Here is an 18,925-nt window from a genome sequence, read left to right on the forward strand (position 1 = left end):
CTCTACTGGTTCGTGTTCTGATGGGCTGAAATACAATTATCTCGCCCGCAACATGCGGGCTTTTTTACACCTTCATAGATCTATGAAGACAATTCTGATATTAAAGAATGGGCAATGAGTGTAATAAGAAACTGATAATTCAGAGTACTGTATTAGTTTAATGGTTTAAACGTTGTCGTTACTTTTTCGGATATAGAAATAACTTATGTGATATCAGAATTGTTTGGTAAATCATGTCGAACGGTTCGTTTGATAGGCTGCTCATTTTCATCAAAATACCGACTGGGCCATATCTCAGCAGGGGTTACACCAATTTCCTGAGCGATCAACAATTCCCCTTTAGGCCAGGGTCGCGTTAAAGCATTGGCTAATGTTGAAGAGTTTAAACCGTGCTCTCTGGACAATGATGCCAGCGTCTTATTCTTCTTACGTATCGCAGCGATAATATCGGCGGTATGCCAGTCTTTTTTCATATTCCTGCTTACCTCTTTGGTGGTGGCGATTCAAACAGGGTTCGCAGTACTGGGATTCATCAAACCAGCGAGACGTTAGTCTCCCCTGCCTGAACCGCCATAGAAGGTGCGATAGCAGGCACACTGGTAAATAGTCTTTACCAGTGTTGATGAATCCAAGGCTGCGACCCCTTGACCATCGGATTTTGCCGACGGCAGTGCTACTTTAACTGATTGTATTATCTGACTCAAGAATCAAATAAACACCTTAGTGACGGTTTGTCTCGCTGCACTTATGACGAAATAAACGAACTTATGACGAAAACGGCACTACACCGCACCCGCCTGCACGTTTTGGATCAAAAAATTTTTTCAGTTTTAAAATCCTACAAGTCAAACTGCCAAACCGCACCAGAACTGGCGGTGTGAGAGAAATCACAAACTGAAAGGTTTGAAAAGATTTTCAGGAAATTTCAGTTTGTAGATCAAGGGAGGATCACGAACGAAAAGTTAACGCAATGATAGTGAAAGGATATTTCTATTTTTCGTGAGAAATAAGGTTATGAAGGGAATCCGAGAGGAATTTCAAAACATAGTAACGGTGCGGCTTTGCGGTCATTAGGAAACTGAAATGAACTGAATCAGTAAATATATTTTTGCTGACGGGAAAAATTCTTTTCCTTTTGGTTCGTTTGGACAAAAAACAGTCTTTCTTGTGTGTCAAGAAGGTCACAATGGGAACATGAAAATTTTCTCAGGGGACAAAAAGGGGACACTGACTAAAAGGCATAAAAAAACCACTCGTTGTTGAGCGGTCTATCTATCTGATTCTACAGCTAAAATCTGGTGGCCCCTACTGGACTTGAACCAGTGACCAAGCGATTATGAGTAGGAATCTAGGGGTAATAAAATCAATAAATTATCTTATTTATCAAATTGTTATATTATTATTCATAACGAATTATACTGAGGGTTCTGATCCTATGCCGCCATCCTGTCGCCATTTTTTATCAGTTCTAATGGATTGAGTGTTATAGCCTCATTCAGATGGTTTGGTGAAAAATGAGCGTAGCGCATGGTCATTTTTATATCAGTGTGACCAAGTATTTTTTGTAGCACTAAAATATTACCTCCGGCCATCATAAAGTGGCTGGCAAACGTATGCCGCAGAACGTGGGATAACTGCCCTGGTGGTAGCTCGATTTTTGCTCTTTTTATTGCTGTTCTAAATGCAGAATAGCATGAATTGAAAAGAGGCTTTGAGCCTTTCGCTTTTGGCAGTTCAGCGGCCAACTTAGGACTAATTGGTATGGTGCGGTTTTTCTTTCCTTTCGTTTTAGTGTAGGTAATCAGGTTATTATTAATCTGGGCACCTTTCAGGCGTTCGGCTTCTGACCAACGCGCGCCTGTAGCTAGGCAGATTTTAACAACATGGATTAAATCAACTGATTTACTGTTTTCACATTCCCGCAATAGACATCTAATTTCATCCTCGTTTAAAAAAGCCATTTCCTGTTCATCTGTTTTATAGGGACGAACTTTTAAAAGTGGGTGTTCATTCTTCCACTCATCAAGGCGGATTAGCTCATTAAACATTGCGCGGAAATAGGCAAGCTCTAAGTTGACTGTCCGAGGTGCGACAGCTTTTTTCCTATCAGTACGGGTAATATCACCACTTAACCGCTTTTCACGATAGGAAGAAAAGAGCTTTGCGTTAAACTCTGTGGCTAAAGGATCGCTCATTGCTTCACAGGCAAAATTCATTGTTGCTTGTCTTTTACTTCCATCACTTAAGGTAACGCCGTGCGCACGATACCAAGTATCAACAAGTTCGGTTAGTTTACGTTTATCCTGTTTTTCACCAATCCAAGGCTTATCCTCTGTTTGTTCTAAGATGAAACGTTCATAGGCAATTGCTTCACCTTTAGTTGTGAATTGTTTACGGATTCTACGTCCCGTTCTTCCGTTAGGGTAAAGCTCAACTAGCCATTTACCACTGGTTTGTTTGTTTATTGCCATGAGTATCTATACCAACCACATTAGTTAACCAATCATGAAAATAATATTTTTTGTAACCCTCTGGTGAAATCATTGTTATTATTCTTTTCTTCGGGATAACAAAATCCAGCGATAAAATAAGGAGCAAAAAGCAATTGCTAGTAAATGTAGATAAATAGTAGCTGCAAGAATTGATACGCCATTATTAATATTTATAGAAATAATAACAAGGATCAATAGTAAAAAAGCAAGAGTGGCTACTTTTACAGAAGTTAGAATTATATTTGATATTTTCATGATGTTATTGAAGGCAAATAATTACAACACGACCTAATATTTTGATATCTTCTAGGTCACAATCAAACGCCATACCAACTCCAGAAACGCGGACGCGCTTAATCGGAATTCGAGTTAATTCACGGATGCTGATTTTTCCCTCAATTTCAACCAGCCACTTACCGTCATAAATATCGGTAAATTTACGATCAATTATGTAGTTAGTTTTGTTGTCCAGAACACAAATAGGATCAGAAGGTAAGGGAACTCCAGCAGTAAACATTTCCTTGTCGAACATGATATAGCCAGATTGGTAAAGCTTTCCGTCGATAAGCTTATTGTTCGGTAATTTTAGAATATCGACTTCTTCTTCATTGAATTTTCTACCTTGACCAGTTGCCAGCCATTCTAAAGTAGCTCCAGTTTCGGCCATACACTGAACGACGATATCAGCAGGGAAAAAACCACGTTTATAGCGCATTGCCAAGCTACTGCTAGCAATGCCGAAATGTTCTGCTAAGGCTATTTTTGTAGAGAACCCATAAGCCTCAATGACACGATTCAGAACCTTATCACCATCTTTGGTTAAATCGATTTGTAGACTCAAGCTAAAATCCTCTTGATTTTTGCCTTTAAAATGAATGCATAATTCATTTTGTAGGTTAAAGTGAATATTGACGAACATAATTGAATGTTGATAAGTCTAAAGCTAAAAGAGGATTTTGCCCTATGCGCCCTAACATTACAATCGCCATTACTGATCCTTATGTGACAATAGAAGAATTCTGTCGCCGTAGTTCTATACCTATGTCTACTGCTCGCGACATGATCAGAGATGGCCGCTTACCAGTTCGCGAAAAATCTAGTGATATGAAACGTGGCAAGGTGTTTATTAATATGGTGGCCTTAACGCTGGAAGCAGTACAAGCGAGTAATGTCGCTAATATTTCGCTTGCTGCGTAAATAATTCTTCGCTTTTGGAGAAAAACAGCAATGTTTGATTATCAAATTTCCAAACAAACACATTTTGATCATGCTTGCCGAGCATTTGCCAACGCTCATAGGGGCAACTTAGCTCAAATTGCGGGAGTTATCGGAATGAATCCGCAAATGCTGCGTAACAAGCTAAATCCTGAACAGCCTCACATACTGACTTGTGTTGACTTAATGAAGTTAACCGATGCAACGCAAGACACATCTATTTTGGATGGATTACTGGAGCAATTGCAGTGTCAACCATCGGTGCCGGTGAATGAGATTTGTGATTCCAACATGTCGAGTTATTTGTTAGGTGCAACGGCAGAAGTGGGAAAACTGGCAAGTGCTGTTATTTCGGGTGGTCATTTCAACCATACCCGTGTGGTTGAGTTTAAGAAATCGGTTAATAATGCGATCAGATTATTAACTTTAGCGGGTATCACCATTTCATCAAGATGGCATTCTAACCCTGCATTCAATTCGGCTGTTAATGTTGTTGCAGGTGTAGGCGCATAGTTAGTATGAGGTCAGCATGAACGCATTAAAGCAGCAAGAATACCAATATAAATTGACTGATGAGTCATTTAAACCCAAAAAACATGGATTTATCTATCCTATCGTTCTATGTGCTTTTGCTTATTTTATTCTGTTCCTGATTCGATGAGGTTTATATGAACACGGAATATCAATTTGAATCAAGTGAACAACGCGCATTCTCAATATCTTTTGAAACGCGGGTTAATGGATTAAATAAAGTCGCTCAAGTCAGGGCACAATATTTCAAATCTGATAATAAGGAGCTAAGTGTCTTTATTAATGAGATGAGAGATAAACGTAGCGAAAATTATGTGGATAATAAACGCGTGTTAGCAGCCATTTTCTATATAGCACGTATACCAACTGATAGGCATGAACTGGCATTGAATGAATTAACTGGTGAAGAAATGACTAATTTGATACGAGCAATAAATCTTATCAAGGCAACGAGTGCATTATTACCGAATAATCTATCATTGCCTAATTAAATAAAAATAACTACCGGTTTAATTTTAATGGCGCTAACACGTCAGGGATTTTTTGTTACCTAAAACAAGGAAATTAATAAATGCAAGCTACAAGTATTGAGCAGTTAATAAAAAAGGTACGGGAGGATGAGCGTAAACATTATGCGGATTTATTTTCATCCCGTTTAGCGAAATTGTCCGCACATGTCCTGAAAAATAAAATGGACCACACGGCCAGTGCAGCGCTTTTGCAACGTGAATCTGAGAGCGTCGAGCGTCAGGCTCAGGAGTGGCACTATGTCTGATGTTATCGACCGAGCTTGTCAACATGTAGAGGAAACACTGGAACGCAAAATATTAAGGCATATAAACCGCCCTGTTAGTGTTTCTACGTTTGAATGTGAAGATTGTGGGGAATTAATCTCATCAGAGCGACGGATGAAAGTCATGGGTGTTACTCGTTGTGTTTCCTGTCAGGAAGTTTCCGAGATGGAACAGAAACATTATCGGAGTGTGTGGGATGACTAGATATCATGATCTAACAACTAAAAATTTTGATTGCATTGTGTCAAATCATCAGCTTTGTATTGATATATCGGTATTTATGCCCGTGATTGAGGAAAACGATATTGTTATTTTGCGTGAATATAAAGGCGTTAGGGTTAAAACCTTTATCGTTAATTCTGTGATAAGGGATGATGTTAGCTGTGATTATTCATATGGAAATATCAGATATGAACTTACATCGCTATCACCGAATTTTTTCTTTCGTGAGGGTGAATAATCATGAAAGTGAAAAACAAAACTCATCATTAAAAAATAGTTTGTTTTATAGCCATTGATAACGGAAAGAAAAAAGCAGAATTTAGAGTAAATGATCGAGAATATAAAATAGGTGATTTTCTTGCATTGAATGAAATTGATGATAATGGAAATTTCACAGGAAGATTGATTTCAGGAAAAATAACCCATGTAACGGTAATTAATAAAGATTTGTATCCGCAGATAGCGGAAGAATTTGTTTTGCTTTTATTTTAATTAATTCCCGTTAATTGTTTGTAACATGAATATTGAAAGAAAAGAAGAAAATAACGGCGATGCACTGCGTTCAATGTATCGCCAGAGTATAGAATTTCAGCCAGGGTTGCCGAATGATGCAACTCTGGCTGAACGTATTATGTGGGAGGCGAACCCTAACGATTATGCATGGCGGCATCGATATCTTGAGAATGTGCCGCATTCACTAGCGATCTACCTTGCAACACGTTACGCCAACATTTTCAATCAATCTGGTCGCCGCCGGGCTAATACGTTTTTACGTCAGTTCTGCGAGAACGTATTACCACGGTTAAAATTGGTCGATGAACAATACCAGTTCCAGCATATTGTATCTGGTGTTATGCCGTTCCCGTTTATTGAATCACTGGAACAATTGCCAACATTAGGACGTAAAGAAATAAAACAGCTTGCGCATGAGATGGCGCGGTTTATGGCTGAGAGTTACGACCAATATGTTGAACAGGCCCTACAGAATGAGCAGGACGCTTACCGTAGATTAATTCACGTCTATACCCGTTTGGCTAAATTGACACAGCAAGCGGGAACGATAGCCCCATATTGGCAGCAATTTGCAAAAGGTCGAATTAAACCAACAGAAGACCAACTATGTGCGGGATTGCTGCGCATGATGTCAGATCAATGGTGGTATATCCGTTTAAAGCGGATACGTGATATGCGTGCCGAACATATTGCGATTGCTGTCGGACAGGTACAAAAAGCGGTTTCATCCTATGTTTCACGTCAGACTTTACATGAGTGGACAGAGCAGAAGCGGCTAAATTGGGAGTTTCTGCAATCGTTCGATTTAGAGAATGAAGATGGGGAGCGAGTTTCGTTAAGCGATAAGGTCTTGGGCAGCATTGCAAACCCTGCCGTTCGCCGTTGTGAACTCATGAGCCGTATGCGCGGATTTGAGGACTTGGCTAACGAAATGGGTTGTGTGGGAGATTTTTATACTATTACAGCACCTTCTAAATATCACTCTGTACATAGTGGTGGCGGTTTTGTGAAAAACTGGAACGGTGCGACCCCAAAGGATACACAAAAGTATTTGTGTAAGGTCTGGGCAAAAATCCGGGCGGCGTATTCCCGTGCGGGGATCAGCGTATTCGGTTTTCGTGTGGTAGAGCCACATCATGACGGTACACCGCATTGGCATATGCTGCTATTTATGCGCCCTGAGCATGTCGATGAAATGCGCGACATTATGTGTTATTACGCCCGGTTGGAAGATTCGGAGGAATTACAGGGACAAAAGGCACTCAAGGCGCGTTTCTATGTAAAGCCTATCGATAAGGCAAAAGGTTCGGCCACGGGCTATATCGCTAAGTACATCTCCAAGAATATTGATGGATATGCGCTGGATGACGAAAAGGATGGGGAAACAGGCCAACTCCTTAAGGATATGTCCCGTTCGGTTTCTGCCTGGGCGAGTCGTTGGCGTATTCGTCAGTTTCAGCAGATTGGCGGTGCTCCAGTTTCTGTCTGGCGTGAACTGCGACGCTTATCTGGTGATGAACAAATTTTACCTGATGCGGATATGGATAATGTCCGATTTGCTGCGGATATTGGGAATTGGTTCGCTTATACCGAATTTCAGGGGGGACCGCTGGTCGCACGGAAAGATTTAACCGTGCGGCTGTCCTATGAACTCACCGAACAAGGCAACGCTTATGGTGAGGATGTACAGCGTATTTTAGGGGTTTACTCGCCCCGTTTGGGCGATTCTTCTGCTTTTATTACTCGTACTGTTAAATGGAACATTGTTCCCAAATCCAGCACTGCTTCTAGAGGGGAGGGTTTTGGTTTTTCTGGTACCTCTTGGAGTTCTGTCAATAACTGTACGGAAGCACGAAATATGGTTAGTCAAGGAAGTGATCTGTATTTAGATGAATTCTATTACGGTTGGCATCAAATGAGTGAGAAGGAAAAAATACAGCGAGTTCATGAATCGGCAAAATTACAGAGTTTGGAGATGAGCGATGTGCTGGCACGTTCGTTACTAGAAGGGGGGAGTATGACCATAGATGGACAGCGTTATTGTTTATCTATGTTTGGTCATCTACATAAAGTTAAAAAAACGCATACTGAAACAACAAAAATGATAATGAGTAGGTTAAGTGAAAAATTGGGGGTTGATATTTCCGGGATATTCCGTGATCCAAAAGGTCATTATTTGACTATGTTGCGAAAAATTAACCAAGGGCCGATTGAGGTCACATAACTAATTATTTCTCAATGAAATTGATGCATTTGTTAATTATATTAAATTAAACTGTATATAAATACAGTGAATGGAACGGTAAAAATATAATGTCAGATTATCTGGATAAGTTGGCCGTGTTGGAACGGATTGAATTGATTGCTAAAGTTGGTAATTCAAGTATTTGCACTAGTCGAGAACGGCAAGTCGCATTTGATTGGATTGCAGAACTGGCTGAGCAGGTCAGAAAAGAAATAATCTCAAATGTAAAAACTAAAAGGCCACTAAGTAGTGGCTCAGAATTACGCAGTAGGGCGAACTTTTAATAAATCCAATGCCATTTGACGCTGTTGCGGGTTGAGGTTGTTAATCACAGTCTGCAACAGTTTATCACCCGTTTTTGCGCTGGGACTCAGCGTGTGTGAAAACGTCAAATTCATAACAAATGTATAACCACATTCAACATTGGAACACGCGCAGTACAGATCAGCAATTTCACGGTGCTTCCGGTTCGTCTTGCGAATAACCGCCTTAGCGCCACATTCAGGGCAGATTATTTTTAATACGCGCATGTTCCTCATTCCCAACGTATCCATTTTCGGTAATTTTACCTGTTTTTTGCGCATTTTGCACACGAACTTACGCGATCTTGTTTAAAACGGATATGTAATATTTCGGGTATATCATGCGTGTTTATCGCATTCATGAACATATTTTGGACGGGGATAACTTCATCCTGGCGATAGACCTCACGGGCTTTTTCAGGATCACCCAACCCGCCGACATTGGTCGGGATAATGCCAGCCAGTCCTGCCGGGAATCGGTGAGCGGTCAGCACATCTTGCGAGCTGATATTTTTGACGTCGGCAAATTCATCGTTGGCTGAAATATCACCCACCGGAATAAATTTAATGCCGTCAGGGTCGCCGTTGGGAATGTTTACAAACAGGGTTTCAAAGTTGCCAATGCCTTTGCTTCGGTGTAGCTTGCGTATGATCTCCTCTTCGGTCTCATCAGAGATATTCGGGTCGTTGGTGTAAATGATACCGCCAGTGTGGGCGCCATTGTGGTAATAACGACGACGAAAAATGGTGGCTTCAGCGTTGAGCAGTGCGGCATGAATACCGCCAATATAATCCGGCAATCCGTAAACTTGCTGTTGCGGGTCATACTGCTTGATGAAAATCACTTCTTCCGGTGAGTAAACCAAGGGTTCATCCTCCTGTAATACCACAAAATCACCGTCCTTGCGGCGGCGCAGGTATAGCGAGGGCAAGACCTCCAGTGCGACCACATCCCCCCAGAAGTTACGGACTTTCAGGATCGCTACGTCACCGAAAATCAGGAAGTTAATCACAGCGGACTTGAATTGCTCATGGCTTACTCCGCCTCGAATACCGAAATAGTCCGAGGCAATCATATTGTGACGAGCATAGAGTACACCGCCGTGTTGACCGTTCATGTTAGTCAGTTGTGCCAGGGCCAAACGGTCAATCGGTAGTGTGTAATGGTCATAGTCATTGTCATACCCGATATTTTGATAATCCGTCCTGGTGGTGAGTATCGGTTCAGGTTTGCCTAACGTGATTAAGCTCATTTGCCGTTGACGGTTGTTTGTGCGTGGGGAATGTGAACGGGTTTTCCTTAACTTTTTCTTCATTATGCAGCCTTGGCGAATGTGTATTTAGAGGTGCGTTTCTTGTCGTAATTTAACGGCTCATTCATTAGGGCATGAGCGATTGCCCAGAACACGTCAGCGTGTCCGGTTTCCCGCGAACGGTCAGCGACAAAGGTCATGCTGCCGCCTTTTTTTGTCGTGGTGTGCCGAATAGCCAGAAATGAGGCCAGAATTTCTTTTTGTTCCACATCCCATTCGATACGTTCCTCACTGACCACATCAATCATTTTCATGACCAGTTGGTTTTTGCTTTGCGGATTGTAGTGGATAGCGTGGGTTTGTCGGGGGGCGAAGTCTTGCACCATTTCATAGACACCATGACCAATCCCCGTGGTATCAATGCCGATATGGGTGAATCTGTAGCGCTTGAAGAGATCTTCAATCAGTTTCGCCTGATGTTTCCAGTTCATGCCTTGCCAGTAGAACGTTGCCAATACCCGAAAAACTTCGGGTGCCATCATGGGCGGGGCAATAATGACAAAGGTTGAAGTATCGCCAGAACGGGCCGGGTCGAAGCCGCCCCAGACTTCGCGATCCCCGAAGGGACGCAGTGCGTTGGGATCATGGTCTTCCCAGAGATGGATATCAGCGCCGCATTTTTCCAGTTGGTGATATTTGAAAACAGAGGCACCACTATCAACAAACACACACATATACAACATGTTAAAGGTGTCTGGGTTATAGCGGTTGCGCAGTTTTTCAATGGATGCCAGGTTGAATCCGCCCTTAATGGCATCTTCCAGGGTGATGACGTAGCGCCATTGACCATCCGGGCAATCACGACCCCCGTCACGCAGTTCATTAAAAGAGGGAAATTCAATGTTCTTACGTTTGGGATCATTGCCGCGCCATTCGTCACCCATCCAAAATGGATAGGCGGGATGGGTTTTGGCGCTGGGGGTTGAAAAATAGGTGGTACGCCATTTGTCATGGGTTGCCATTGCGGAGGCAACTTCATTCAGCCGCTTAAAGTCGAGAACCCAAAAATATTCGTCACAATACAAATGGCCGGAATAGGATTGTGCCGTGTTTTTGTTGGTTGATAAAAAACGCAATTCGGCACCGTTGCTGAGTCGAATAGGGTTACCGGTCAGTGTTACACCGAAGAAGTGTTCAGCGATATTGACGATATACGAGCGGAAAACCTCTGCCTGTGGTTTTGAGGCGGATAAGAATATTTGAGGATCGCCGGTTAACACAGCATTTTCGAATGCTTCAAAGGCGAAATACCAGGTCGCGCCAATTTGCCGGCTCTTGAGGATATTTCTAATCTGTTTTGCCAGATTATTGCGTAAATGTTTTTGATAGCCGAAAAGCATCTCATCAACGAACTTTTGGAAATCTTCTGCCGTCAGAGCTGAAATATCATTTTTGCGGTAGCGTTTCTTTTTCTTGGGTTCACCGTCACCGGATAGTATATATTCACCATTTGATTGTGTTTGCGCCTTAATTTCGGCCAGCTTTTCTTTATGCTTATTTTCCTGTGCCATCAGCTTTATATGATGTGCAATTAATCGGTCGAGTTCGTCTAATTCCAGCGTGGTTTTATTGTTGCGTTCGCTGAGCACGGCAATCCGGCGGTTAATGGCTTCGACAACACTTTCATGGCTGAGCATATCCGCCCAATGCCATTTTTCCGCCCAATAATAAATGATCCGCCGATTCGGCAGATTTAATTCACGGGCAATTTCTGCCGGAGTATATCGCCGCAGGTATAAAGAACGGGCGACACTTATGAGTTCATCAGAGTATTTAGCCATAGTAATCATATTATGCAGGGCTAAATTTATCCTGACGCTAATGCAATTTCGACCTGAATCGGTTATGGCGTTATATCCGAATTCATCAGAATTAAACCATTCGCAGCATTGTATTGAATCCGCAATACTGTATTTGATTCAAACGGAAGGAATTAAATATGTCTCAGTTAATGACTAACTGGATATGTATTGCCACGGAGGGCGACACGGTTGATGGCCGAGTGATGGAACCTCAATGGATTTTAGAGGCTGCCGAACTCTATAACCCAGCGTTGTACACCGCTCGCATTTGGCCGGAACATGAACGTGGGTTCGGGGCAATGGGTGAAGTGTTAGCCGTTAAAGCCGAGCGAGATGATGACAGGGTTTTACGCTTATATGCGCAACTACGACCCAATCATCATTTGTTACAGGCCAATCGGGAGGGACAATTACTGTTTACCTCTGTTGAATTTACGTCTGATGGCAATTTTCGCGGAACAGGCAAAACATATCTGGAAGGGCTGGCAGTGACTGACTCCCCCGCCAGCGTGGGCACAACGCGTCTGCAATTTAAAAAAAGGAACAAACATCGTCGATTCGGTGCATATAAGCCACTGGTTATTGATGAGGTTAAACACATTAAGGGTAATGACATGGCAAAGGCCAAAAAAGGATGGAAAAGCTTTTTTAACATTGAAGAACCCGAAGAAACTGAGCCAGCACCATCAAGCGATGATGCGTTGCAGGCGCTGGCCCAGGCTGTAGCCGATTTGGAAGCGCGAATTACCGCGCTTGAAGGGAAACAGGAGTCCACCGAGCGAGAAGTCGCTGACGTTCAGGAAGATGTAGAGACAATGAAAGCGGTTGTCGATACCGAAGAATTTGCGCGTTTACGTGACAGTTTGCCCGATATTCTAAAAAAGTTTAACAAATTGGAAGGTATTGCTACCCGCTTGCCCTCGCGTAACCCCAAAGGCGACAAAAACGAGCCTTTTAAATTTCTGTAATTCCATGATGGAAAAAGGCAAAGGGAAGAGCTATGCAACTGAATCATCGGGCACGGGCATTTTTGCAGAAATATGCGGTGGGATTAGCCCAAACCTATGGAATAGAAGATATATCGCGTTACTTTGCGCTGGCTGATCCGAAGGAAACTGCCTTGCGCAGTGCGTTGTTGGAATCTGTGGAATTCCTCAGCATGATCACCTGTGCGGATGTGGATCACCTTTCCGGCCAGGTAGTGTCAGTCGGCAATCCTGGGTTATTCACCGGGCGTAAAAAAGATGGTCGTTTTATGCGTAAAACCGGTGTTGACGGCAATAAATACAACTTGGTTGAAACCGATTCCGGCGCGGCGCTGAGATGGGACTTACTGTCCATTTGGGCGAATTCTGGCAATGAAAACGAATTCTTCCAACGAATGCAGGAATTTACTAATCAGTCATTTGCTCTGGATATGATCCGTATTGGATTTAATGGAAAAAGAGTGGCTGAGGACACTGACCCAGAAGCGAATCCGAATGGTGAAGATGTCAATAGGGGTTGGCATCAAATCGCTAAAGAGTGGAACGATGGCAAGCAGGTGATTATGACGCCTGTGAAACTGGACGAACGCGGCGATTTTCGGTCATTGGATGCGATGGCATCAGACCTAATTAATACGTGTATTCCGCAACAATTTCGTCATGACCCACGTTTAATTGTATTAGTTGGGGCGGATTTAGTGGCAGCAGAACAGCATAGGTTGTATCAGGCGGCAGATAAACCGACCGAAAAGATTGCGGCACAGATGTTGAGTAGTTCCATCGCTGGCCGTCCGGCCATGATCCCGCCATTTATACCGGGTAAACGTATGACAGTCACCATGTTGCCGAATCTGCAAATTCTGACACAGCGCAATACTCGCCAGCGTAAGGCGGCGTTTGAGGATGACCGCAAACAGTTCGAAAATAAATACTTACGCAATGAAGGCTATGCATTGGAAGAGCCGGAATTGTACGCAGCCTATGATGAAGATGCCGTAATTATCGGTACTGTGGCTGAACCTGCTGAAAAATTGGATACAGAATAATGCTGTCACCTGCTCAACGACACAGGGCTGCGGTTGAACTTCGCCAGAAGCTGGCGCGGCAACAAGCGGTTACTATTGCAGAGGGGGCGAGTATGCACTTGCAAGCCCGCGCCATTGAGCAGGATATTAAGCGGTTACGTCAGTTGGAGCTGACGGCGGAACGGGTAGAGATGAAAAAGCGGGAACTGTTACCCAATTATCTGCCTACCGCTCAACGTTACTTGGACGAAGGCGAAATTTACCGCAACCCAATCTTTGCCTACTGTGTGATTTGGTTATTTGATATTGGGGATTTTGCCAAAGGATTGGATTGGGCGGATATCGCCATTGAGCAAGGACAGCTCACCCCCGACAATTTTCGCAGTAGCTTTCCGGCGTTTGTGGCCGACACTGTTTTATTCTGGGCACTGGCGGAGGCCGAAGCAGGAAACAGCGTAGAGCCCTATTTTTCAAGGACATTTCAGAATGTCACTGACAAATGGAAAGTACACGAAAAAATTAAGGCCAAATACTACAAATTTGCTGCCTTAAACCTGCTAAAAGGGGATAACGCCGACATTAAGGCGAGTTCGGTTGATAGGTTGGATGTGCTGGAGCAGGCGGATATCTGGTTATTGAAAGCTCATCAGTGCAACCCGAAATCAGGCGTAAAAACCTATCGGCAACGGATTGCCGCCCGTTTACGGGCATTGACAACCCAATCGTTATACCCAGATAAACAATGACTACCGCAAGCCGGAGCGGGCGCGGTGGAGGCATGGCAAGGATTGCTCATGGCCGTGGAAACCGGACTGCCCGCTTTTTTATGGATGGGAGAGGCGAAATGTTTAGTGGCAACACCCTTGATTATCGGGATGAACCGTTGACCAATGACGGTTTTTGGCCGGATTTGAACTTACGGGAATTTCAGGTTAATCGCAATATTCCGGCTGACTTAGATAATGACCTGTTAGCCCAGGCATTGCTGGCAAGTGCCGCTGAAATCAATCTTGACTTACAACGTCTGAAAGTCCGATTGCAGGTAAAAGGCTATCAGAAAGCCGCAGATGTACCAGACATTGCTATCAATGGCGTTAATGCGTTAGTCGGTCAGTATAAAAAGGCTGTTTATGCCAGGGCAAAAGCGGATCTGTTGGGGGAATACACGGCTATTGTCAGTCGTGCTCCTCATCCGTCACAAGAAAGTCCTGGACTACGTCCCCGTTTATTAGCGGAAGCGGCTTTTGTTATCCGCAATATGAAGGGATACGGTCGTACAACGGTACGCATGATATGAGCAAATTACATCATTTAACGGCATTTTTGCGGGAAAACCTGCCAGAACGTCTCTGTAAGATAGAATTTACCAGTGAAATGGATGAAATTCGGTTTATTCCTGCGCAACGGGATTTAGGTCTGGGGCAATACCAGATGTTTATCCAGCAGTATGAGGCGGTGATTGCCTGGGGGCGTTTCCCGTACCGAGAGTTTGATCCGCGATATGTCCCATTGTTAATAGAGGTGTGGCTGACTGAGCAGGGCAATGATTTAGGAGATGCCAATCTGGAGCCGGAACGGCCAGCGATGACCGTTGAAGTGGATGAGGAAACCGCTGTGGTTGTGGTGTCGTTGTCACTGTCAGAGCCTGTTGTCATGCGTGAAGATAAAAACGGCATCGTCCCCTTTGAGGGTAAACGCTGGAGGCTGGCTGATACTGAAATCTGGTTTGCTGAAAATGGGGTTGTGCATTGTGTGAATGAGTCAGGCGCACCCGTTGGACAAATCCAATCATGATGAATGGGCAGTTAAACCGAAATCAGCTTAAGGCACTGCAAAACGCACTGAGTGACCTTGAGCTACCGCCGAAAAAGCGCCAACGCCTGTTATGGCGGATGGCGAAATACGGGGTGATTCAGGCGGCAAAACGCAATATGCGCAATCAGCAATCACCGGATGGCGGGCGATGGACTGCCAGAAAAAGTCCGTGGCGCAAGAAGATGTTGCGCAATTTGCCGAAACTGTTGCACATTCGGGAACTGCCTGAAATTGATGCCGTGCGTATTTACTTGCAAGGCGGACATTACCGGAACGGGGAAAAGCAGGTGCCTGCTGGCGTTGTGGGATATGCACAGCAAAACGGGATGCGCATTCAGGTTAATCGGCGGCAAGTGCAAAAGCGCGTTGACCGTGAGCGTATGGCGACTATCAAACAGGCGAAAAAATTGCGGGATTTGGGTTATCAGGTCAGAAAGGGTAAACGCTGGCGTAAGCCCCCGATAAAGGAAATTACCGCCAAGATGAAATTTATTCAGGCAGGAATATTGATCCGTGAACTGAACGGTGAGGCGGTAAAAAATTCATGGTCGTTTGACGTGCCCGCGCGGGAATTCTTAGGCATGAATGATGAAGCGTTTAGCCGGGCACTGGCTCGCCAGTTACAAGGTATTGGATACGGCGCAGGTTAGCGCATTAATAAGGGACTAAATTATGTGGCCACATGTTCAGGTTAACCAGGTTAACCAATTGCAAGGCGAAACCAGGGAAATTGAGCGGGTATTGCTTTTCGTTGGGACGGGGAAAACCAACGTAGGTAAAACTATTGCGGTGAATACCCAGACGGACTTTGATTCTGTACTGGGAACGGCCCAAACCGTCCTCAAACGTCATGTCCTGGTGGCGATGGCAAATGCCGGGCAAAACTGGTCTGGGTATATCCATGTATTGCCGGAATCGGCGGATGAATTGGCGTTTGTTGAGGCAGTGACGTCGGCGCAGCGTATAGCCAGTATTGAGGGCTATACGCTGACGGTCGGCGCAACCAAAGCTATCATTAAAGCAGCGCAAACCTTGCGAGCCAACACGATGGCTAAATTTGGTCGCTGGCAGTGGGCCATTCTGGCGGTTGATGGCCCACAGGCAAAAGAGACTTGGGCGGATTATGTTGCCCGCTTGGCAGAGCTACAAAAGGGCGAAGCTGTGGCATCGGTGCAACTGGTGCCGTGCCTGTGGGGCAATGAGGCGGGAGTATTGGCAGGGCGTTTATGTAACCGCGCCGTCACCGTGGCGGACAGTCCCGCACGGGTACAAACCGGGGCATTGGTGGATTTGGGTTCAACCGATTTCCCGAAAGATGGCACAGGCCAGCCGATGGATCTGGCAACGTTGCAGGCACTGGAAAAACTGCGTTTCAGTGTGCCGATGTGGTATCCCGATTATGACGGCATGTATTGGTCAGATGGCCGCACATTGGACGTAGAAGGCGGAGACTGCCAGAGTATCGAAAACTTGCGGGTTGTTGATAAAGTCGCGCGTCGAGTACGTTTGCAGGCTATCGCTAAAATTGCCGACCGTAGCTTAAACAGCATGCCGGGCAGTGTTGCAACGCATCAGGCATACTTCGCCCGTACCTTGCGTGAAATGTCGCGCAGTACCGAGATTAACGGCGTGACTTTTCCGGGGGAAGTGAAATCCCCGAAAGATGGCGATGTGGTGATTACATGGCGTAATAAAAACACGGTGGAAATTTATATCGTTATCCGCACTTATGAATGTCCGAAAGGGATCGCTGTCAGTCTGTTGCTAGATAGCCGTCTGGAGAAAATCGCATGAGCAAAAGGATTTCCGGCCAGTCGGTTGATTTTAATATGGATGGGGATCTGGTTCATGCCGAAAAGGTCAGTTTGTCTATTACTGATAACACTGCCGCCGCCCAAACGCAGGGCGTGCCGGATGGTTACCTCTCCGGTGATGTGGCGGCAGAGGGTGAAATTGAACTCAGCACCAAATATCTGGATCTCGTCACTGCCAAAGCGCGCGCAGCGGGTTCATGGCGAGGCATTCAGCCCGTTGATTTGATGTGGTATGCCAAAGCAGGCAATGAAGAAATCAAGGTTGAAGCCTACGGCTGCAAACTCATCATTAGCGACATTCTGGACGTTGACCCTAAAGGCGGTAGTGTGATGACTCACAAAGTGAAATTTGTTGTGACCAGCCCCGATTTTGTGCGCATTAATGGTATTCCCTATCTGGAAGCAGAACTGACGCAAAGCCTAATTGGATAAGAGGCGCTCATGGAAGAGCATGAAAAAACATTTATTACGTTGGTATTGTTAGGGGCACTTATCGCAATAGGCAAAATGCTCACAAGTAACGAACCGATCACCTTACGGCTGTTTCTTGGTCGGATTATCTTAGGGTCGGCGGTGTCGGTGACGGCGGGGGCATTACTGATCTGGTGGCCGGGTATCAGTCCGATAGCGGTTACAGGGATAGGCAGCGCATTAGGGATTGCTGGCTATCAGTTAATTGAAGTCTGGTTACGTAAGCGAGGCAGCGCCTTGTTAACAGGGAGGTTAAAGAAATGACACTGAGTGAAAAACAACAGCTTTTTACAGTCTTGATCGCTCAACTGATTCTATGGGCAGGTGAGCGCGGTTATCGCCTCACTTTAGGCGAGGCTTACCGTACACCAGAACAAGCGAAGTTGAACGCTCAGACAGGGAAAGGCATTGCCAATAGCCTGCATATTCAGCGACTGGCGATAGATCTGAATTTATTTATTCGGGGTGAGTATCAGACAAACAGTCATGCTTATTTACCGTTAGGAGAATATTGGGAATCCCTTGGCGGTACATGGGGCGGGCGATTTTCCCGACCGGACGGCAATCATTTCTCACTGGCGCATAATGGGGTGAAATGATGTTCAATGCCCGGACGCTGTATTTGACTTTCCTTGCACTGGCGTTCTGTGCAGGTTGGCAGGTAAACAGCTATTACCGTGACAGTGTTGAGCTGAAAATTATTCATGCCGTGGATGTCGCAGGGGAGAAAATCCGGCAGGAAATGCAACAGATTTCCAGTGAATCCGCAAGGCAACTGGAATCTAAATTGGAGGGGATCGCTAATGCTGCCTCACGAGAAATTCGTACTGAGGTGGTCAAGCCTGTTTTTACTCATGTGTGCGTTAGCCCTGATTTTGTCAGGATGTACAACGATACAGCCGCAAATATCGAGCGTACTCTATCAGGAAAACCTACTGAAAAAGTGCCAGGAAACGTTACCGCGACTGATGGGGATGACCGGAAATAATTTAGCCAATATCGTGATGGAGTATTCCACCTTATATGGCAATTGCGCCGCACGGCATAATCAATTAGTGGATGAAATTAATAAAAGAAAGGAATTAACTCATGATCAAAGAAAATAAAATGATTACCTTAATGATTGGCGAAAATGAAATTACATTCGAGCCGAATATTATTGCCTATAACAGCATGATTAATGATATGACAATGGATAATAAGGTTGTGCCCATTGTTACCTATTTGCGCCGTATTGTTCAACCTGCGTTTAAATCCGCGTTGGATGAGTTATTACAAATCCCTGGGGCAGCGATGCAAATTGTTGAGAAGGTTAATTCGGAATATGCACCAAAACTGGAAATTGAAATAAAAAACTAAATACGCGGGTTAAATCCATTGATAAC

The 18,925-nt window shown here is 44.5% G+C and carries 28 protein-coding genes; 22 read left to right on the plus strand and 6 right to left on the minus strand.

What is annotated here, in order from left to right; all coding sequences use genetic code 11:
• Window positions 1–203 precede the first annotated feature (203 nt).
• The 3 genes from KZ793_RS20055 to KZ793_RS20065 form a co-directional block, all read right to left on the minus strand.
• The gene (locus KZ793_RS20055; protein WP_166290926.1) at window positions 204–473 is read right to left on the minus strand and encodes a helix-turn-helix domain-containing protein; all 270 of its coding nucleotides are present in this window, start codon (window positions 471–473) and stop codon (window positions 204–206) included.
• Window positions 474–1,433: 960 nt separating this feature from the next.
• A complete protein-coding gene (locus KZ793_RS20060) occupies window positions 1,434–2,471 on the minus strand; it encodes a phage integrase (protein ID WP_225816934.1) in 1,038 nt (345 codons plus the stop codon).
• Window positions 2,472–2,751: 280 nt separating this feature from the next.
• Window positions 2,752–3,333, minus strand: a complete 582-nt coding sequence (locus tag KZ793_RS20065; RefSeq protein WP_225816935.1) for a phage repressor protein CI — start codon at window positions 3,331–3,333, stop codon at window positions 2,752–2,754.
• 122 nt (window positions 3,334–3,455) lie between these two features.
• Here KZ793_RS20065 and KZ793_RS20070 point away from each other — a divergent pair, with 122 nt between their 5' ends.
• From KZ793_RS20070 to KZ793_RS20110, 10 genes are all read left to right on the plus strand, one after another.
• Window positions 3,456–3,689: a regulator gene (locus tag KZ793_RS20070; protein ID WP_225816936.1), complete on the plus strand. Its 234-nt coding sequence runs from the start codon at window positions 3,456–3,458 to the stop codon at window positions 3,687–3,689.
• A gap of 30 nt (window positions 3,690–3,719) precedes the next feature.
• The gene (locus KZ793_RS20075; RefSeq protein WP_225816937.1) at window positions 3,720–4,220 is read left to right on the plus strand and encodes a phage regulatory CII family protein; all 501 of its coding nucleotides are present in this window, start codon (window positions 3,720–3,722) and stop codon (window positions 4,218–4,220) included.
• 16 nt (window positions 4,221–4,236) lie between these two features.
• Window positions 4,237–4,368 (plus strand): hypothetical protein, encoded by a 132-nt coding sequence (locus KZ793_RS22615; protein ID WP_255619447.1) that lies wholly within the window; start codon window positions 4,237–4,239, stop codon window positions 4,366–4,368.
• Between the two features lie 7 nt (window positions 4,369–4,375).
• Window positions 4,376–4,729: a DUF5347 family protein gene (locus tag KZ793_RS20080; protein WP_225816938.1), complete on the plus strand. Its 354-nt coding sequence runs from the start codon at window positions 4,376–4,378 to the stop codon at window positions 4,727–4,729.
• Between the two features lie 80 nt (window positions 4,730–4,809).
• Window positions 4,810–5,013, plus strand: a complete 204-nt coding sequence (locus KZ793_RS20085; RefSeq protein ID WP_225816939.1) for a DUF2732 family protein — start codon at window positions 4,810–4,812, stop codon at window positions 5,011–5,013.
• The gene (locus KZ793_RS20090; RefSeq protein ID WP_225816940.1) at window positions 5,006–5,236 is read left to right on the plus strand and encodes a TraR/DksA C4-type zinc finger protein; all 231 of its coding nucleotides are present in this window, start codon (window positions 5,006–5,008) and stop codon (window positions 5,234–5,236) included. The genes KZ793_RS20085 and KZ793_RS20090 overlap by 8 nt, the downstream gene beginning before the upstream one ends.
• Window positions 5,229–5,492, plus strand: a complete 264-nt coding sequence (locus tag KZ793_RS20095; RefSeq protein ID WP_225816941.1) for a hypothetical protein — start codon at window positions 5,229–5,231, stop codon at window positions 5,490–5,492. The genes KZ793_RS20090 and KZ793_RS20095 overlap by 8 nt, the downstream gene beginning before the upstream one ends.
• A 53-nt stretch (window positions 5,493–5,545) precedes the next feature.
• Window positions 5,546–5,746, plus strand: a complete 201-nt coding sequence (locus KZ793_RS20100) for a DUF3850 domain-containing protein (RefSeq protein WP_225816963.1) — start codon at window positions 5,546–5,548, stop codon at window positions 5,744–5,746.
• Window positions 5,747–5,771: 25 nt separating this feature from the next.
• Entirely contained in the window at window positions 5,772–7,991 is a 2,220-nt protein-coding gene (locus KZ793_RS20105; RefSeq protein WP_397443648.1) for a replication endonuclease, read from the plus strand.
• An 89-nt stretch (window positions 7,992–8,080) separates the two neighbouring features.
• Complete coding sequence (locus tag KZ793_RS20110) at window positions 8,081–8,296, plus strand: hypothetical protein (RefSeq protein ID WP_225816942.1); 216 nt, start codon at window positions 8,081–8,083, stop codon at window positions 8,294–8,296.
• Here the strand turns inward: KZ793_RS20110 and KZ793_RS20115 are convergent.
• The 3 genes from KZ793_RS20115 to KZ793_RS20125 are packed head-to-tail and all read right to left on the minus strand — an operon-like array spanning window position 8,273 to window position 11,408.
• Window positions 8,273–8,542 carry an ogr/Delta-like zinc finger family protein gene (locus tag KZ793_RS20115; protein ID WP_225816943.1) on the minus strand — a complete coding sequence of 90 codons (270 nt, stop codon included), beginning with the start codon at window positions 8,540–8,542 and terminating at the stop codon, window positions 8,273–8,275. The genes KZ793_RS20110 and KZ793_RS20115 overlap by 24 nt on opposite strands.
• Before the next feature lie 35 nt (window positions 8,543–8,577).
• Window positions 8,578–9,630 carry a phage portal protein gene (locus KZ793_RS20120; protein WP_225816944.1) on the minus strand — a complete coding sequence of 351 codons (1,053 nt, stop codon included), beginning with the start codon at window positions 9,628–9,630 and terminating at the stop codon, window positions 8,578–8,580.
• On the minus strand, window positions 9,630–11,408 hold the full coding sequence (locus KZ793_RS20125) for a terminase large subunit domain-containing protein (protein WP_225816945.1): 1,779 nt from the start codon (window positions 11,406–11,408) through the stop codon (window positions 9,630–9,632). Before KZ793_RS20125 ends, KZ793_RS20120 begins: the two co-directional genes overlap by 1 nt.
• A 158-nt stretch (window positions 11,409–11,566) precedes the next feature.
• Between KZ793_RS20125 and KZ793_RS20130 the strand changes: the two genes are divergently transcribed.
• The 12 genes from KZ793_RS20130 to KZ793_RS20185 all read left to right on the plus strand — a co-directional run bounded on the left by KZ793_RS20130 (window position 11,567) and on the right by KZ793_RS20185 (window position 18,899).
• A complete protein-coding gene (locus KZ793_RS20130; protein ID WP_225816946.1) occupies window positions 11,567–12,397 on the plus strand; it encodes a GPO family capsid scaffolding protein in 831 nt (276 codons plus the stop codon).
• A gap of 32 nt (window positions 12,398–12,429) precedes the next feature.
• A complete protein-coding gene (locus KZ793_RS20135) occupies window positions 12,430–13,461 on the plus strand; it encodes a phage major capsid protein, P2 family (RefSeq protein ID WP_225816947.1) in 1,032 nt (343 codons plus the stop codon).
• A complete protein-coding gene (gene gpM, locus KZ793_RS20140) occupies window positions 13,461–14,186 on the plus strand; it encodes a phage terminase small subunit (RefSeq protein WP_225816948.1) in 726 nt (241 codons plus the stop codon). Before KZ793_RS20135 ends, gpM begins: the two co-directional genes overlap by 1 nt.
• Before the next feature lie 98 nt (window positions 14,187–14,284).
• The gene (locus tag KZ793_RS20145; RefSeq protein ID WP_225816965.1) at window positions 14,285–14,737 is read left to right on the plus strand and encodes a head completion/stabilization protein; all 453 of its coding nucleotides are present in this window, start codon (window positions 14,285–14,287) and stop codon (window positions 14,735–14,737) included.
• Window positions 14,734–15,234 (plus strand): phage tail protein, encoded by a 501-nt coding sequence (locus tag KZ793_RS20150; RefSeq protein ID WP_225816949.1) that lies wholly within the window; start codon window positions 14,734–14,736, stop codon window positions 15,232–15,234. The genes KZ793_RS20145 and KZ793_RS20150 overlap by 4 nt, the downstream gene beginning before the upstream one ends.
• Complete coding sequence (locus tag KZ793_RS20155) at window positions 15,228–15,905, plus strand: hypothetical protein (RefSeq protein ID WP_225816966.1); 678 nt, start codon at window positions 15,228–15,230, stop codon at window positions 15,903–15,905. The genes KZ793_RS20150 and KZ793_RS20155 overlap by 7 nt, the downstream gene beginning before the upstream one ends.
• Window positions 15,906–15,927: 22 nt before the next feature.
• Window positions 15,928–17,049 (plus strand): DUF2586 domain-containing protein, encoded by a 1,122-nt coding sequence (locus tag KZ793_RS20160; RefSeq protein ID WP_255619450.1) that lies wholly within the window; start codon window positions 15,928–15,930, stop codon window positions 17,047–17,049.
• Window positions 17,046–17,501: a DUF2597 family protein gene (locus tag KZ793_RS20165; RefSeq protein ID WP_225816950.1), complete on the plus strand. Its 456-nt coding sequence runs from the start codon at window positions 17,046–17,048 to the stop codon at window positions 17,499–17,501. Before KZ793_RS20160 ends, KZ793_RS20165 begins: the two co-directional genes overlap by 4 nt.
• A 9-nt stretch (window positions 17,502–17,510) precedes the next feature.
• Complete coding sequence (locus KZ793_RS20170) at window positions 17,511–17,804, plus strand: phage holin family protein (protein ID WP_225816951.1); 294 nt, start codon at window positions 17,511–17,513, stop codon at window positions 17,802–17,804.
• On the plus strand, window positions 17,801–18,139 hold the full coding sequence (locus KZ793_RS20175) for a M15 family metallopeptidase (RefSeq protein WP_225816952.1): 339 nt from the start codon (window positions 17,801–17,803) through the stop codon (window positions 18,137–18,139). The genes KZ793_RS20170 and KZ793_RS20175 overlap by 4 nt, the downstream gene beginning before the upstream one ends.
• Entirely contained in the window at window positions 18,136–18,528 is a 393-nt protein-coding gene (locus KZ793_RS20180) for a hypothetical protein (RefSeq protein WP_397443649.1), read from the plus strand. Before KZ793_RS20175 ends, KZ793_RS20180 begins: the two co-directional genes overlap by 4 nt.
• Before the next feature lie 101 nt (window positions 18,529–18,629).
• Window positions 18,630–18,899 carry a putative phage tail assembly chaperone gene (locus KZ793_RS20185; RefSeq protein ID WP_225816953.1) on the plus strand — a complete coding sequence of 90 codons (270 nt, stop codon included), beginning with the start codon at window positions 18,630–18,632 and terminating at the stop codon, window positions 18,897–18,899.
• Window positions 18,900–18,925: the final 26 nt, after the last annotated feature.

Source organism: Photorhabdus antumapuensis (genome assembly GCF_020387775.1).
GTDB lineage: Bacteria > Pseudomonadota > Gammaproteobacteria > Enterobacterales > Enterobacteriaceae > Photorhabdus > Photorhabdus antumapuensis.

Coding starts and splice junctions, on each gene's coding strand:
- KZ793_RS20170 (WP_225816951.1), top strand. CDS start 17,511: ATGGAAGAGCATGAAAAAACATTTATTACGTTGGTATTGTTAGGGGCA.
- KZ793_RS20110 (WP_225816942.1), top strand. CDS start 8,081: ATGTCAGATTATCTGGATAAGTTGGCCGTGTTGGAACGGATTGAATTG.
- KZ793_RS20135 (WP_225816947.1), top strand. CDS start 12,430: ATGCAACTGAATCATCGGGCACGGGCATTTTTGCAGAAATATGCGGTG.
- KZ793_RS20060 (WP_225816934.1), bottom strand. CDS start 2,471: ATGGCAATAAACAAACAAACCAGTGGTAAATGGCTAGTTGAGCTTTAC.
- KZ793_RS20145 (WP_225816965.1), top strand. CDS start 14,285: ATGTTTAGTGGCAACACCCTTGATTATCGGGATGAACCGTTGACCAAT.
- KZ793_RS20070 (WP_225816936.1), top strand. CDS start 3,456: ATGCGCCCTAACATTACAATCGCCATTACTGATCCTTATGTGACAATA.
- KZ793_RS20075 (WP_225816937.1), top strand. CDS start 3,720: ATGTTTGATTATCAAATTTCCAAACAAACACATTTTGATCATGCTTGC.
- KZ793_RS20125 (WP_225816945.1), bottom strand. CDS start 11,408: ATGGCTAAATACTCTGATGAACTCATAAGTGTCGCCCGTTCTTTATAC.
- KZ793_RS20085 (WP_225816939.1), top strand. CDS start 4,810: ATGCAAGCTACAAGTATTGAGCAGTTAATAAAAAAGGTACGGGAGGAT.
- gpM (WP_225816948.1), top strand. CDS start 13,461: ATGCTGTCACCTGCTCAACGACACAGGGCTGCGGTTGAACTTCGCCAG.
- KZ793_RS20115 (WP_225816943.1), bottom strand. CDS start 8,542: ATGCGCGTATTAAAAATAATCTGCCCTGAATGTGGCGCTAAGGCGGTT.
- KZ793_RS20080 (WP_225816938.1), top strand. CDS start 4,376: ATGAACACGGAATATCAATTTGAATCAAGTGAACAACGCGCATTCTCA.
- KZ793_RS20175 (WP_225816952.1), top strand. CDS start 17,801: ATGACACTGAGTGAAAAACAACAGCTTTTTACAGTCTTGATCGCTCAA.
- KZ793_RS22615 (WP_255619447.1), top strand. CDS start 4,237: ATGAACGCATTAAAGCAGCAAGAATACCAATATAAATTGACTGATGAG.
- KZ793_RS20105 (WP_397443648.1), top strand. CDS start 5,772: ATGAATATTGAAAGAAAAGAAGAAAATAACGGCGATGCACTGCGTTCA.
- KZ793_RS20090 (WP_225816940.1), top strand. CDS start 5,006: ATGTCTGATGTTATCGACCGAGCTTGTCAACATGTAGAGGAAACACTG.
- KZ793_RS20120 (WP_225816944.1), bottom strand. CDS start 9,630: ATGAAGAAAAAGTTAAGGAAAACCCGTTCACATTCCCCACGCACAAAC.
- KZ793_RS20185 (WP_225816953.1), top strand. CDS start 18,630: ATGATCAAAGAAAATAAAATGATTACCTTAATGATTGGCGAAAATGAA.
- KZ793_RS20165 (WP_225816950.1), top strand. CDS start 17,046: ATGAGCAAAAGGATTTCCGGCCAGTCGGTTGATTTTAATATGGATGGG.
- KZ793_RS20055 (WP_166290926.1), bottom strand. CDS start 473: ATGAAAAAAGACTGGCATACCGCCGATATTATCGCTGCGATACGTAAG.
- KZ793_RS20160 (WP_255619450.1), top strand. CDS start 15,928: ATGTGGCCACATGTTCAGGTTAACCAGGTTAACCAATTGCAAGGCGAA.
- KZ793_RS20130 (WP_225816946.1), top strand. CDS start 11,567: ATGTCTCAGTTAATGACTAACTGGATATGTATTGCCACGGAGGGCGAC.
- KZ793_RS20180 (WP_397443649.1), top strand. CDS start 18,136: ATGATGTTCAATGCCCGGACGCTGTATTTGACTTTCCTTGCACTGGCG.
- KZ793_RS20095 (WP_225816941.1), top strand. CDS start 5,229: ATGACTAGATATCATGATCTAACAACTAAAAATTTTGATTGCATTGTG.
- KZ793_RS20150 (WP_225816949.1), top strand. CDS start 14,734: ATGAGCAAATTACATCATTTAACGGCATTTTTGCGGGAAAACCTGCCA.